The sequence below is a fragment of the uncultured Pseudokineococcus sp. genome, from assembly GCF_947495735.1.
Taxonomy (GTDB): Bacteria; Actinomycetota; Actinomycetes; order Actinomycetales; family Quadrisphaeraceae; genus Pseudokineococcus.
This window is the reverse complement of the sequence record NZ_CANMAA010000004.1, coordinates 166,636-180,323: the sequence shown is the minus strand read 5'-3', so window position 1 is coordinate 180,323 and position 13,688 is coordinate 166,636. Positions and strand designations below refer to the sequence as shown.

Sequence of the window (13,688 nt, the reverse complement as noted above, 5' to 3'; positions counted from 1 at the left end):
CTCCTTCGGCGGGGCGGCGTCGCTCCCGCTGTCGGTCGGGCCGGTCTGGGGCGGCTGGTCAGTAGAGGAAGAGCACCGGCACGTACGTGACGAGCAGCAGCAGGACCACCGCCACCGCCAGCCAGGGTGCGAGGTCGCGCAGCGAGCGCTCGACGGGGATGCCGGCGATCCGCGTGCCGATCAGCAGGCTGATGCCGACCGGCGGCGTGACGAGGCCGATGGCGAGGTTGATCACGACGATGAGCCCGAAGTGGACCGGGTCGACGCCGACGGCGGTGACGACCGGGAGGAGGATCGGCGTGAAGATGATGATCGCCGCGTTGCCCTCGACGACCGTCCCGACGAGCAGCAGCAGGACGTTGACGACCAGGAGCACGACCAGCACCTGGTCGGTGAGGCCGAGCACGGCGTCGGCCAGGAGCTGCGGCGTCCCGCCGGTGACCAGGGCCCAGGAGTAGGCCTGCGCCATCGCGAGGACGAGCATGACGGCCGCCACGAGCATGACCGTCTCGCCCATGGCGCGGCGCAGCGCGGCGACCGTGAGCTCGCGGTAGACGGCGACCCCGAGCAGCGCCGCGACGAGCACCGCCACCGCGCCCCCCTCCGTGGCCGTGAAGACGCCGAGGCGGATGCCGCCGAGGACGACCACCGGCACCGACAGCGCGGGCAGGGCACCGAGCAGCGCACGGCGGAGCTCCGCCCCGCCGACGGGGGCCTCGGCCGGGTAGCCCTTGCGGCGGGCGATCACGTAGCCGGTGAGGATGTAGACGGCGCCGAAGGCGAGGCCGATGTACAGGCCGTGGAAGAAGAGGTCCGCGACCGACACGTCCGCGGTGACCGCGTAGATGATCATCGTGATGCTCGGCGGGATGACGAGGGCGACCGTCGAGGCCACGGCGGTCACCGACGCGGCGTCCCCCCGGCTGTAGCCCCGGCTGATCATCTGCGGGATCAGCAGGCGGCCGACGGCCGAGGCGTCCGCGACGGCGGAGCCGGACATCCCGCCGAAGGTCATGTTGGTGAGCACGTTGACCGCCGACAGGCCGCCGCGGATGCGACCGATGACCGCGAAGGCCAGGGCGATCAGGTGGCGGGTGACGCCGCCGGCGTTCATCAGGGCGCCGGCGAAGACGAACAGGGGGACCGCGAGCAGCGGGAAGGACCGGGTGCCGGCGAGGAGCCGCTGGGGCGCCACCTCGACGGGCACCCCGCTGGACAGCAGGCTGAGGACGGACGCCAGGCCGATCGCGATCCCGACCGGTGCGCCGACGACGAGGACGACGAGCAGGACGCCGCCGAGGACGAGGGGCATCTCAGCGCACCTCGCCCGCGACGGCGGTCTCGGTGCCCGCGACCGGCTCGACCAGGCTGCGCCGGGGCAGCTCCTCCGCGGGCGTGCGAGCCGTCGTGAGGAGCTTCTCCGCCGCGAAGACGGCGGCCAGGCCCAGGCCCACGGGCACGACCACGTACATGAGGAGCAGCGGCACCTCCGCGCCGGTGGCGATGGACAGGCCGGTCATGAGCTGGCGGGCGCCGCTGGGCAGCAGCGCTGCCGAGAAGACGGCGAAGAGCCCGAACGTCACCGTGGTGAGCCCGTGCGCCACGAGGAGGACCGTCTTGCGGGCGCGGCCGTGCAGCGCGTCGGGCAGGAGGTCGACCGTGATGTGCTCGCTGCGCCGCACGGCCGCCGGGATGGCCGTCATGACGCACCACACGAAGGCGAGCGTCGCGAACTCCTCCGACCAGACGGTCGGGCTCTGCACGACGTAGCGCATGGCGACCTGGAAGACGAGCACGAGGCTCATCGCCACGAGCGCCGCGGCGGCGATCGCGACGAGGGCCCGCTCGACGCCGCCGAGCAGCCGCTGGGCGGCCGTCCGCGCGCCGCTCACGGCACCATCACCAGCTTGACCAGCTCACCGGGACCGCTGCGCCCCATCTCGGTGACGAGGTCGGCGCCCTCCTCGAGCCCGGTCGTGCGGGTCACGAGCCGGTCGCCGAGGTCGGGGTGCTCGCGCAGGAGGCGCAGCGCGACCTCGAAGTCGGCCCGCGTGTACATCGCCGTCCCGAGCAGGGCGACCTCCCGCACCTGCAGGCGACCGACGGCCACGGGCACGGGGGCGTCGAACACCGCCACCTGCACGACGGCGCCGCCGGGGGCGACCGCGTCCATCGCGACGTCGAGCAGGTCGGGCACGCCGGCCGCGACGAGCACGGCCTCGTAGCCGCCCGGCTCGAGGTCGGCGCCGGGGGCGTGGACCTGCTCGGCGCCGAGGTGGCGCAGCAGCGGGTGGACGTGCTCGCGGGGCTCGACGACCTCGACGCGCTCGCTGCCCCGGTCGCGCAGCACCAGGCACAGCAGGGCGCCGATGGTCCCGCCCCCCAGCACCAGCGCGCGTCGCGCAGACCGCTCGCCCAGCTGGCGCACCGCGTGGACCGCCACGGCGACGGGCTCCGCGAGCGCCAGGTGCTCGTCGCGCACCTCGTCCGGTGCGGGCACCAGCGTGTGCTCGGGGACGGCGACGAGCTCGGCGAAGGAGCCGTCCCACTCCGCGACGCCGAGCATGACCTTGCGCGGGCACAGGTGGTAGCGGCCCGAGTCGCACAGGTCGCACGAGCCGCACGGTCGCTGCGGGTCGATGACGACCCGCTCCCCGACCGACGTCCCCACCACGCCCTCGCCGATGGAGTCGACGACACCACCGGCCTCGTGGCCCGAGATGAGCGGCGGGATCCGGAACGGGTGGCGGCCGCGCAGGGCGGCGAGGTCGGAGCCGCAGACACCCGTGGAGGTGACTCTGACGACCACCTCCCCGGGGCCGGGTCGGGGGACGTCCACGTCGACGACGTGAGCCCGTCCCGAGGTCTCGAACCTGATGGCGCGCATCGGCGTCGCACCTCCTCCTCGCGGCGTCCTCGCCGCGTCAGCGCCGGACGGTATCTGATGGGATCCGGTCAGACCAGTTGCCCGTCGAACTGGCGGCACGCACCTGCGGGAGCATGGGACCCGCCCCGGGTGCCGTGCGGGAGCGTCGTGCCGTCAGGAGAGGGAGCGCTGATGTCCGTGCCGTCACCGAAGGACCAGCCGGCGGGGGTGGTCCGGCAGCGGAGGCTGTCCGACCAGGTCTCCGAGCTGCTGCGGGCCGACATCGTCGAGCGAGGGCTGCGCCCCGGGGACCGCCTGGCGTCGGAGCGGGAGATGTGCGAGCGCTTCGGCGTCTCCCGGACCGTCGTCCGCGAGGCCGTCCAGGCGCTGGCCGCGAAGGGCATCGTGGTCGCCAGCCCGGGGTCGGGGCTCGCGGTCGGCACCACGAGCCTCGAGGACGTCACCGAGCTCCTGCAGCGCTTCGTGCGCCACGGTCCGGAGGTGCGCTACCGGCAGCTCCACGAGGTGCGCGCCAGCGTCGAGGTCGAGGTGGCGGGGCTGGCCGCCGAGCGGATCGACGACGCGGCGCTGACGGCGCTCCACGACCTGTGCGACCAGCTGCCCGGCCACGCCGACGACATCGTCGAGGCCTCGCGCAACGACTACGCCTTCCACCGGGGGCTCGCGCTCGCGACGGGGAACGACTTCTTCGTCATGCTCCACGACGTCCTCGGCGAGGCCCTCATGCAGACGCGCGTGGCCACGTTCTCCTTCGACCCCCGACGCATCGTCGTGGTCGCCCGGGCCCACACGGACGTGGTGCGGGCGCTGGAGGCCCACCGCGCCGTCGGGGCCAGGCAGGCGATGGCCGACCACCTGGACGAGGTCCTGGCGACGTGGGTGCGCTACGACCAGTCGGCGTCCTCGGAGGGCGACTGACGGCGGTGCCCCCGGTGAGCCAGCACCAGGGGCGCGCCCGGTCGACGCGCACGCGCTGACGTCCCCGGTCGGACGGGCCCGCGCCGAGCCGGGGTCGCGGTGTCAGGCTCCCCGCTCGACGCGCCGCGAGGAGAAGCGGTGGGAGCAGGCCCAGCCCAGACGGCCGTACATCCGGCGGGCGACGTCGTTGTCGGCGTACATGCCGAGGGTGACCACGGGCGCCTCGCGCAGCAGGGCGCGCGTCACCGCTGCCGTCACAGCGGCACCCAGCCCCTGCCCGCGCAGGTCGGGCCGCGTGGCCACGGCCGCGAGGTGCGGCGCCGGGCCGCCGTCGTCGGCGGTGCTCGCGACGCAGGCGACGACGTCGCGACCGCGCCGCACGCCGACCCACCGGCGCGCGTGGGCGTCGCCCGGCTGGACCGACGAGCGGGGGTTGCCCGCGGCGAGCAGCGCGCGCAGCGGCTCGGCGTCCGGGCCCGGGGCGGCGGCGTCGCCCACGTCGAGCTCGACGACCTCGTCCTCGCCCGGCACCGGGTGCGCGGGGGCGCTGCTCGTCCAGAACCAGTCCCAGTCGTCCCCTCCCACCAGGCGGCCGCCGACGTCGGGGCGGGTGGCGGCGAGGAGGTCGGGCGTCCCCCGGGGGAGCGTCACCAGCTGCGGCGCGGCCTCCTCGAGGACCGCGGCGACGAGCGCAGCGGCGTCCTCCGCGCCTCCCACGACGACCAGCGAGCGGCCGCGGCGGCGGTCGGCGAGCACCCCGGTGGCCGACCCGGCCCGCCAGGCGCGGTGCACCGCCGTCGGCGCGAGCTGCCAGCGCAGGAAGAGGTCCGGGGCGCCCGGCGACCCGGCGAGCTCGGCGAGGTCCGGCAGCGAGCGCGCGCCCAGGTCCAGCACCTCGCGCGAGGAGGCGTCGACGTCCCGTGGCACGCGAGGATCCTGGCACCCGCGGGACGCGACCCGTCCGGCGGTCGGTGCGGGCGTCAGCGCACGTCGCGCGGCGGGTCGGAGGGACCAGCGCCGCGCTCCAGCGCCTCTACGCGCCGGCGCAGGTCGTCGAGGTCCTGGTCCAGCCGCACCGACGCGGAGCTGGTCCCGGCGCCGTAGCGGGAGGGCCCCCCTGGCGTTCCCCCGCGGCTCGCCGTCCGGGGCGTGCAGCAGGCCGAGGAAGTGCAGGGCCCGACGCGCGCGGGAGACGTCGCCGGTCACGCCGCGACCGCACGTGGGGTGCGGCGCTCCGCACCGGCGGGAGCGGCGACTCGTCGGCGCCCGCACGCGGACGGCCTAGCCTGGAGGGCGTGGTGAGCGGGTCGGACCTCTTCAGCGCCGCCGGGGACGCCGAGGACGTCGACACCTCGCGCGCGGCGGGCTCCTCCTCCGGCGCGCGCCCTCCGCTGGCGGTGCGGATGCGCCCGCGCACCCTCGAGGAGGTCGTCGGCCAGCAGCACCTGCTGCGTCCCGGCTCCCCGCTGCGTCGCCTCGTCGAGAGCCTGTCCGCTGCGGGACCGGCTGCGGCGCAGCAGCCCTCGGCCGCGCCGCGCCGGGTGACCCGGGCGGCGCCGACGTCCGTCGTCCTGTGGGGCCCCCCGGGCACGGGGAAGACCACGCTCGCGCACGTCGTCTCGCGCGCCGGCGGCGGGGACTTCGAGGAGCTGTCGGCCATCACGGCCGGGGTCAAGGACGTCCGCCGCGTCATGGACGTCGCCGCCCAGCGCCGCGACCTGCACCGCCGGCGGACCGTGCTGTTCCTCGACGAGATCCACCGCTTCACCAAGGCCCAGCAGGACGCCCTGCTGCCGGGGGTCGAGAACGGCGTGGTCGTGCTCGTCGCGGCGACGACGGAGAACCCCAGCTTCTCCGTGATCTCCCCGCTCCTCTCGCGCTCGCTGCTCCTGACGCTGCAGCCGCTGGAGCCGGCCGACGTCCGCGGGCTGCTGGAGCGCGCGCTCGTCGACGAGCGGGGCCTGGGCGGCGAGGTGGAGGTCGAGGGCGACGCCCTGGAGCACCTCGTCCGCGTCGCCGAGGGCGACGCCCGGCGCGGCCTGACGGCCCTGGAGGCCGCGGCCGGCGCCGCCGCGGCCGACGCCTGGGAGGCGGGCCTGCCCGAGGACCAGCCGGTCCCGCTGCGCCTGGAGCACGCCGAGCGCGCCCTCGAGGCGGCGGTGCTGCGCTACGACCGCGACGGCGACCAGCACTACGACGTCATCAGCGCCTTCATCAAGTCGATGCGCGGCAGCGACGTCGACGCGTCGCTGCACTACCTCGCCCGGATGCTCGAGGCGGGGGAGGACCCCCGCTTCATCGCCCGGCGCGTCGTCGTCGCGGCCAGCGAGGACGTCGGCATGGCCGACCCGACCGCCCTGCAGACGGCGGTGGCCGCGGCCCAGGCCGTCCAGCTCCTCGGGATGCCGGAGGCGCGCATCACCCTGGCGCAGGCGGTGGTGCACCTGGCGACGGCGCCGAAGTCCAACGCCGCCTACCTCGGCGTGGACGCCGCGGTGGCCGACGTGCGCGCCGGCCGCGCCGGCGTCGTCCCGGCGCACCTGCGGGACGGCCACTACGCCGGGTCGGCCCGGCTCGGGCACGGCGTCGGCTACGTCTACGCCCACGACGCCCCCCACGGCGTCGCCCCGCAGCAGCACCTGCCGGACGGCCTCGTCGGGCGCCGCTACTACACGCCCACCGACCGCGGTGCCGAGCGGGAGATCGGCGCGCGCCTCGAGCGGCTGCGCGCCGTCCTCGAGGGCCGCGCCCGCCCCTGACGCGGACGACGGTCTACGGGGGCCCGCGCCCCGATGGGGAGGACGATGTTCCCTTCGCCTCCGCTCGCACGTCCCTGACCTGCGGTGACGCGCGGCGACGTCACGTTCGTCCTCCCCGTCTGCGCGGGAACCCACCGCCCGCGGGCGGCTCAGGCCCGGTGCAGCGCCCGGTCCGCGAGCGCCACGGCCACGGCGTGCGGCACCGTCAGGCACAGCACGAGCACGAGGGCCGCGGGCAGGACGTCGCCCCCCGCGACCACGGCGAGGACGACGAGGCCGACGAGCGCGATCCCCGTCGGGAGGGCGGCCGCGCGCATGAAGCGCCCGCCCGCGGCGCGCAGCTCCTCGCCGGTCAGGTGCTCCGGCGACGGCGACGGCGGCGGCGACGGCCGGGCGGCGCGCGAGCGCACGGCGTCGACGGCGAGCAGCCGGGTGAGGTGGCGCAGCGAGTGCCAGAGCCCGAAGTAGGCGGCGAAGGCCGCCAGCGGCGGGGCCAGGGCGAAGAGCGCGACGAGCACCAGCGGCTCGAGCGCCCCCACCGCGTCGCGGCGGCGGGCGGCGACCACGGCGGTGACGAGCACGGCAGCCGCCACCGGACCCAGCGCGAGGCGCGCGCCCGTCACCACGGCGGCGCCCGCGCCACCCGCGAGGACGTCGAGCAGCGCCAGCACCCCGCTGTCGGCGAGGGCGAGCGGCAGGGCCACCGGGACCCCGCCGAGGGCGACCACCCGGGCGGCCGCGACGAGGGCGCCGGAGAGGGCTCGCGGCCCGGACCCGCCGGCGGCTCGCCAGCGGTGCACGACGTCGTCGGCGAGGCCGAAGTGCGCGGCCGCGAGGACGAGCAGGGCGGCCAGGACGGGCAGGGGAGCGACCCGCAGGGCGAGCACCGCCATCGCCACGAGGCCGACGTAGGACGCGCCCACGAGGGCTCGACCGCGCCGGCTGCGGGCGGCGAGCTCGGGCTGGACCAGGTCCACCGCGCCGTGGGGCAGGCCCACCACCACCGCGGCGACGAGCAGCGCCGGACCGGCCGCCGCGGCGAGACCGGCGGACAGGGCCGAGGCGACGGCCACCGCGGCCGCCGACGCGAGCGGCACGGCCACGACGGCGGTGCGCAGCGCCCCCTCCAGCGGAGGCAGCCCCGGAGCCGTCGACGCGGTGCCGTGGGCCCGCGGTCGTGCCGGTCTCGTCGTCGCCACAGCACCCACCCTCCCCGCTGGCGCGGCGGGGCGCGCCCCAGCGGACCGGCGCGGGCTCAGGCGGACCGGCGCGGGCTCAGGCGGCGCCGGGGGCGTACGGGCAGCGCGCGGCGCCGCCGGAGGTGGCGGCGACCACCATCAGGGCCAGGGCGTCGACGGCCGCGTCGGCGTCGGCCACCGGCGCGGGGAACAGCAGGCGCAGGGTCGCGGTCGTCGTCGCCTCGCATGCGGCGCCCTCGTGGCCGGTGCCGCAGCACCGACCGCCCAGCCCCTCCCAGGGCCGGTCGGCCCGGCAGCGCAGCACGAGGCCCGAGCGGTCCGCCCCGACGCAGCGCACCTCGCTGACGCGCCCGAGGTCGCGCCCGGCGACGCCGGCCCCGCGCCCGCCCGGCGCCGGGTGCGCGTGCCCCATGGAGCGCACGAGGTCGACGAGGCGCTCGCCCAGCTCCGCGTCCACGCGCGACAGGACGTGCCCCTCCCGCAGCGTGACGGGGTCGGGGGTCGCGGCGCGCAGGTCCTCGACCGGGACGTCGGTGCAGCCCTCGGCCCAGTGCAGGCGCGCGGCCGCCGGGTCCAGGTGCAGCACGCGCGCGTCGGGCCACTGCGCGAAGAGGTCGGCGACCGGCCCCGCGGCGCACACGGCGTCCATCGCGGCCACGGCCAGGGACGGCGGCGCCAGGCCCGCCCACCCCTCGAGGACCACCTGGGCCCGAGGGACCGTCAGGTCGGGCAGCGGGGCCTCGACGACGACCTCGAGCCGGACGGGCGCGTCCTCGTCGACCCGCGAGCCCACGCCGAGGCGGTCGAGGTCGCCCGCGCTCGCGAGCAGCACGACGTCCCCGCCGGTCGTGCGGGCGTGGACGACGGCGGCCCGCTCCTCCGTGCGTGCCGAGGTGAGCGTCGCCGTCCCCGAGCCGGAGAGGGCGGTGGCGGCGACGACCGCGGCGCTGGGCAGATGCGTCATGACAGGTGAGGCTAGCCTAAGGTCCTCCGTCGTGGTCGTCCGACCGCACACCGACCCCGAACCGTCCTGGAGCACCCGTGTCGTCCACCACCTCGAGCACCCGCTCGCGCAAGCAGGTGCGCCTGTCGCGCCGCCTCGGCCTCGCCCTCACGCCGAAGGCCGTCAAGCACTTCGAGAACCGTCCCTACCCGCCCGGCGAGCACGGCCGGGCCCGCCGCCGCAGCGAGAGCGACTACGCCCTGCGCCTGCGCGAGAAGCAGCGCCTGCGCGCCCAGTACGGCATCCGCGAGGCCCAGCTCCGCCGCGCCGTCGACGAGGCGAAGAAGCACCCGGAGCGCACCGGCGACGTGCTGGTCCAGCTCCTCGAGAGCCGCCTCGACGCCGTCGTCCTGCGCGCCGGCCTCGCCCGCACCATCGCCCAGGCCCGCCAGGTGGTCGTGCACCGCCACGTCCTCGTCGACGGCGCCCGCGTGGACAAGCCGTCCTACCGCGTCCGCCCCGGCCAGGTCGTCGAGGTCGCGCCGAAGAGCCGCGCGCTGCCGCCGTTCCAGGTCGCCGCCGCCGGCGCCCACCGCGACGTGCTGCCCGCCGTCCCCGCCTACCTGCGCGTCGAGATCGCCGACCTCCGCGCCGAGGTGGTGCGCCCCTCCGAGCGCGACGAGGTCCCGGTGACGTGCGACGTCGCCAAGGTCGTCGAGTACTACTCGCGCTGACTCGTCGCCTCCGCGCCGGGCAGGTGCGGCCGGGTCGGTCCGGGGCGGTCGGGGTGGGTCGAGGGCACTGCCTACGCGCCCCCAGCGGGCCTGGCGGCCGCTGGGAGCGCTCGGCTCACGTGCCCCCGCCCCACCCCGACCGCCCCTTCGCACGTCACCTCGCGCCCGCGCCCGCCAGGCCGACAGCAGTGCGGAGCCCCGGTCCTCAGCCCGGCGCCCGGGACGGGCTCCTGACCACGCCGCGAGATCTACGGCTCCGGCCGGACGGATCGGCCCACCTGCGGCAGGCGGGGGCGCACGGGGACGAGGGGGGCACGTCAGGCAGGCCGCTGCCCGAGCCGCTGGTGGGTGACCCGCCTCGAGACGGCGAGATGCGCGGCCGCCGCCAGTGCCCCCCACGAGATCGGGCGGCCCGCCCTGGCGACCACGCCACGCCCGACCGCACGCGCTGGTGACGGCTGGCCGACCACCGCCGCAGCAGCCGTCCGAGACCGGCCGTGAGCAGGTGCGCAGCGCCCGCTGCGGCGCCGTCGTGCCACGGGGTGCGCGGTAGGGTTCCCGCGCGCCTCGGCAGCGAGGCGGGAAGCGCCGTGCCCGCGCGCCGCCGACGGCAGGCCAGCGACGTCCCCCCGGGGCCGTGGTGGTCGGCCCGGCGGACGCCGCGGACCGACCTGGAAGGACCCGGATGACCGGAGGAGACGTCGCGGGGCTCATCGCCGCGATCGCGTTCGTGCTGCTCGTGGGGCTGCTCGCCATCCCCCTGCTGAAGCTGGGCAAGGTGCTCGACGAGACCCGCGAGGCGGTGCGCCGCCTGTCGGACGACACGCGCCCGCTGATCACCGAGACCACGACGGCGGTGACGCAGGTCAACGAGCAGATGCAGAACGTGGACCAGGTCACCACCGGCGCGGCGCAGATCGCCACCAACGTGTCGGCGCTGACCGCGCTCTTCGCGGCGACGCTGGGCTCGCCCATCGTCAAGGTCGCGGCGTTCACCTACGGCGTCCGCGGCGCCATCTCGGGCCGCCGGAAGAGGGCCTGACATGGGTCGTCTGGTCTGGATCGGCTTCGGGGCCGTCGCCGGGGTGGTCGCGGTGCGCCGCGCCGCCGGCGTCGCGCGCTCCTACACGCCGAAGGGCCTGCACGGCCGGGCGACCGGGTGGTCCGAGGCCGCCCGGAGCTTCGCCGCCGAGGTGCGCGCCGGCGCCGCCGAGCGCGAGCAGGAGCTGCGCGTGGCCCTGGGCGTCGACGCCGGGGCCATGAGTGAGACCGAGGCCCGCGACCTGATCGAGCGCCCCACCAGCCCCCGGGCCTGACCCGCCCTCCCCGCGACCCGCGGAGCACCGGTCGGGAGCCGCGCGAGCGCTCGCCCCGACCTCCCGACACGGAAGGCCCCTCATGGAGACCGCGGAGATCCGCCGTCGCTGGCTCAGCTTCTTCGAGGGCAAGGGGCACGAGGTCGTGCCCAGCGCCTCGCTCGTCTCGCCCGACCCGACGCTGCTGTTCACCGTGGCCGGGATGGTGCCGTTCATCCCCTACCTCACCGGTCGGGAGCCGGCGCCCTTCGCTCGCGCCACGAGCGTGCAGAAGTGCGTGCGGACCCTCGACATCGAGGAGGTCGGCAAGACCACCCGCCACGGCACCTTCTTCCAGATGAACGGCAACTTCTCCTTCGGCGACTACTTCAAGGAGTCGGCGATCCCGTGGGCGTGGGAGCTCGTCACCACGCCGAAGGAGCAGGGCGGGTACGGCTTCGACGAGAAGGACCTCTGGGTCACCGTCTACGAGGACGACGACGAGGCTCACCGCATCTGGACGAAGGACGTCGGCGTCTCGCCCGACCGCGTGCAGCGCCTGGGCATGGACTCCAACTACTGGTCCACGGGCGGCCCCGGCCCCTGCGGGCCCTGCAGCGAGATCTTCGTCGACGCCGGCGCGCGCTTCGGCCGGGACGGCGGCCCGGCGGCCGACGAGGACCGCTACATCGAGATCTGGAACCTCGTGTTCATGGAGTTCGAGCGCGGTGAGGGCGGCGGCAAGAACGGCTTCCCGATCCTCGGCGAGCTGCCGCGCAAGAACATCGACACGGGCATGGGCCTGGAGCGGGTGGCGTACCTGCTCCAGGGCAAGGACAACATGTACGAGATCGACGAGGTCTTCCCCGTGATCGAGGCGGCGGCGGCGATGGCGGGCGTGCGCTACGGCGCCGACCCCGCCGCCGACGTGCGGCTGCGTGTGGTCGCCGACCACGTCCGCAGCGGGCTGATGCTCGTGGGCGACGGCGTGCGCCCGGGCAACGAGGGCCGCGGGTACGTGCTGCGCCGCCTCCTGCGCCGCGCCGTGCGCGCCATGCGCCTGCTGGGGGTGGACGCCCCCTCCCTGGCGGAGCTGACGGCCGTCTCCGAGGAGCGGATGGCGCGCTCCTACCCCGAGCTGGACGCCGACTTCGGGCGCATCAGCGAGGTCGTCGCGGCCGAGGACGAGGCGTTCCGGCGCACGCTGGTGGCGGGCACGACCATCCTCGACACCGCGGTGCGGGAGACCAAGGAGTCCGGCGGCACCCGGGTGCCGGCCACCCGCGCCTTCCAGCTGCACGACACCTACGGCTTCCCCATCGACCTCACCCTCGAGATGGCGTCCGAGCAGGGCGTCAGCGTCGACGAGCAGGGATTCCGCGAGCTCATGACCGAGCAGCGCGAGCGCGCCCGGGCCGACGCGCGCTCCAAGCGGACGGGCGCCGCCGCGACGGGCGCCTACCGCGACGTCCTCGAGGCGAACGGGCCGACGGACTGGCAGGCGTACACGACCCTGACGACCACGTCGCGGGTGCTCGCCGTCGTCTCCGGCGTCGACCCGGTGACCAGCGCGGGGGAGGGGCGCGTCGTCGAGGTCGTCCTGGACCGCACGCCCTTCTACGCCGAGTCCGGTGGCCAGAGCGCCGACGCGGGCACGCTGGTCTGGGACGGCGGGTCCGCCGAGGTCCTCGACGTCCAGCGGCCGGTCAAGGGCCTCGTCGTGCACCAGGTGCGGGTCCTCGACGGCGAGATCGCCCAGGGCGTGGAGGTCTCCGCCGCGGTCGACCCGCAGTGGCGGGTGGACGCCTGCCAGGCCCACTCGGGCACGCACGTCGTGCACGCGGCCCTGCGCCAGGTGCTCGGGCCGTCGGCCCAGCAGGCGGGCTCGTTCAACCGGCCCGGCTACCTGCGGCTGGACTTCGGCTGGAAGGGCGGGCTGTCCGCCCAGCAGCGGCGCGACGTCGAGGACGTCAGCAACCTCGCGGTCCGCGACGACTTGCCGGTCAGCGCGCAGTGGATGACGCTGCCCGAGGCGCGCGAGTTCGGCGCCCTCGCCCTGTTCGGGGAGACCTACGGCGACGAGGTCCGCGTCGTGGAGATCGGCGGCCCCTGGTCGCGCGAGCTCTGCGGTGGCACGCACGTGCAGCGCAGCAGCCAGATCGGCCCCCTCGTGGTCACCGGGGAGTCCTCGGTCGGCGCCGGCAACCGGCGCGTCGAGGCCGTCGTCGGCGTCGAGGGCTTCCGGTACCTGGCGCGCGAGCGCGACCTCGTCGGCCAGCTCAGCGAGATGCTGAACGCCCCCGAGGCCGACCTCGTGAGCCGGGTGCAGGACATGGTGGGGCGCCTGCGCGACGCCGACCGCGAGGTGGCGCGCTCGCGGACCGAGCGCGTGCTCGCCTCCGCGGGGGCGCTGGCGTCCTCGCCCACCGACGTGTTCGGGGTGGCCTTCGCCGGCCACGACGCCGGGGAGGTCGCCTCCGCGGACGACCTCCGCGCGCTGGCCCTGGACGTGCGGGGCCGGCTCGGCAAGGACCGGCCCTCCGTCGTGGCGGTGGGCGGCGTGGCCAAGGGCCGCCCGCTCGTCGTGGTCGCCACCAACGAGCGCGCCCGCGAGTGGGGCGTCAAGGCCGGCGCGATGGTGAAGACGGCGGCCGGGGTCCTCGGCGGCGGCGGGGGCGGCAAGGACGACGTCGCGCAGGGCGGTGGCACCGACGCCGCCCAGCTCGGTGCGGCCCTGACGGCCGTGGAGCACCAGGTCGGCGCCGCGGTGACGAGCTGAGCCTGGCGGCGCGGGTGGGCAGGACGGGCCAGCCGCGGCCCAAGCGCAAGCGACCGGTCGGCGGGCACGAGAGCCCGCCCGCAGGTCCGCCGCCTCCCGCGCCGTCCGACCCGCCGACCTCCGCGGCGGCCGAGCCCGACGGCGGTCGTGCGTGGCGGCGCGGTGTGCGGCTGG

The 13,688-nt window shown here is 76.5% G+C and carries 12 protein-coding genes; 6 read left to right on the top strand and 6 right to left on the bottom strand.

The annotated features are described in order from the left end of the window. Nucleotides 1-58: 58 nt before the first annotated feature. Genes Q0848_RS08170 through Q0848_RS08160 form a run of 3 tightly spaced genes read right to left on the bottom strand, consistent with a single transcriptional unit; the run spans nt 59 to nt 2,887 of the window. On the bottom strand, nt 59-1,312 hold the full coding sequence (locus Q0848_RS08170; RefSeq protein WP_299036601.1) for a TRAP transporter large permease: 1,254 nt from the start codon (nt 1,310-1,312) through the stop codon (nt 59-61). A 1-nt stretch (nt 1,313) separates the two neighbouring features. Continuing rightward, nucleotides 1,314-1,892 (bottom strand): TRAP transporter small permease, encoded by a 579-nt coding sequence (locus Q0848_RS08165; RefSeq protein WP_299036600.1) that lies wholly within the window; start codon nt 1,890-1,892, stop codon nt 1,314-1,316. After that, nucleotides 1,889-2,887, bottom strand: coding sequence for a zinc-binding dehydrogenase (locus tag Q0848_RS08160; protein WP_299036599.1), 999 nt, complete (start codon nt 2,885-2,887; stop codon nt 1,889-1,891). Before Q0848_RS08160 ends, Q0848_RS08165 begins: the two co-directional genes overlap by 4 nt. Nucleotides 2,888-3,058: 171 nt before the next feature. Here Q0848_RS08160 and Q0848_RS08155 point away from each other — a divergent pair, with 171 nt between their 5' ends. After that, nucleotides 3,059-3,805 carry a FadR/GntR family transcriptional regulator gene (locus Q0848_RS08155; protein ID WP_299036598.1) on the top strand — a complete coding sequence of 249 codons (747 nt, stop codon included), beginning with the start codon at nt 3,059-3,061 and terminating at the stop codon, nt 3,803-3,805. A 102-nt stretch (nt 3,806-3,907) separates the two neighbouring features. On the opposite strand, the gene Q0848_RS08150 is transcribed toward Q0848_RS08155, so the two are convergent. Next, nucleotides 3,908-4,732 (bottom strand): GNAT family N-acetyltransferase, encoded by an 825-nt coding sequence (locus Q0848_RS08150; RefSeq protein WP_299036597.1) that lies wholly within the window; start codon nt 4,730-4,732, stop codon nt 3,908-3,910. Between the two features lie 368 nt (nt 4,733-5,100). Between Q0848_RS08150 and Q0848_RS08145 the strand changes: the two genes are divergently transcribed. Continuing rightward, nucleotides 5,101-6,564: a replication-associated recombination protein A gene (locus Q0848_RS08145; RefSeq protein ID WP_299036596.1), complete on the top strand. Its 1,464-nt coding sequence runs from the start codon at nt 5,101-5,103 to the stop codon at nt 6,562-6,564. 149 nt (nt 6,565-6,713) lie between these two features. On the opposite strand, the gene Q0848_RS08140 is transcribed toward Q0848_RS08145, so the two are convergent. Together Q0848_RS08140 and Q0848_RS08135 are read right to left on the bottom strand one after the other, a co-directional pair. Continuing rightward, a complete protein-coding gene (locus Q0848_RS08140; protein ID WP_299036595.1) occupies nt 6,714-7,763 on the bottom strand; it encodes a beta-carotene 15,15'-dioxygenase, Brp/Blh family in 1,050 nt (349 codons plus the stop codon). 76 nt (nt 7,764-7,839) lie between these two features. Next, entirely contained in the window at nt 7,840-8,727 is an 888-nt protein-coding gene (locus tag Q0848_RS08135; protein ID WP_299036594.1) for a hypothetical protein, read from the bottom strand. A 77-nt stretch (nt 8,728-8,804) separates the two neighbouring features. On the opposite strand from Q0848_RS08135, the gene rpsD reads away from it, so the two are divergent. The 4 genes from rpsD (at nt 8,805) to alaS (ending at nt 13,514) form a co-directional block, all read left to right on the top strand. Continuing rightward, a complete protein-coding gene (gene rpsD / locus Q0848_RS08130) occupies nt 8,805-9,440 on the top strand; it encodes a 30S ribosomal protein S4 (protein ID WP_299036593.1) in 636 nt (211 codons plus the stop codon). Nucleotides 9,441-10,125: 685 nt separating this feature from the next. Then, nucleotides 10,126-10,482 (top strand): DUF948 domain-containing protein, encoded by a 357-nt coding sequence (locus Q0848_RS08125; RefSeq protein WP_299036592.1) that lies wholly within the window; start codon nt 10,126-10,128, stop codon nt 10,480-10,482. A gap of 1 nt (nt 10,483) precedes the next feature. After that, nucleotides 10,484-10,756: a DUF6167 family protein gene (locus tag Q0848_RS08120; RefSeq protein WP_299036591.1), complete on the top strand. Its 273-nt coding sequence runs from the start codon at nt 10,484-10,486 to the stop codon at nt 10,754-10,756. An 82-nt stretch (nt 10,757-10,838) separates the two neighbouring features. Beyond that, nucleotides 10,839-13,514: an alanine--tRNA ligase gene (gene alaS / locus Q0848_RS08115; protein ID WP_299036590.1), complete on the top strand. Its 2,676-nt coding sequence runs from the start codon at nt 10,839-10,841 to the stop codon at nt 13,512-13,514. Nucleotides 13,515-13,688: the final 174 nt, after the last annotated feature.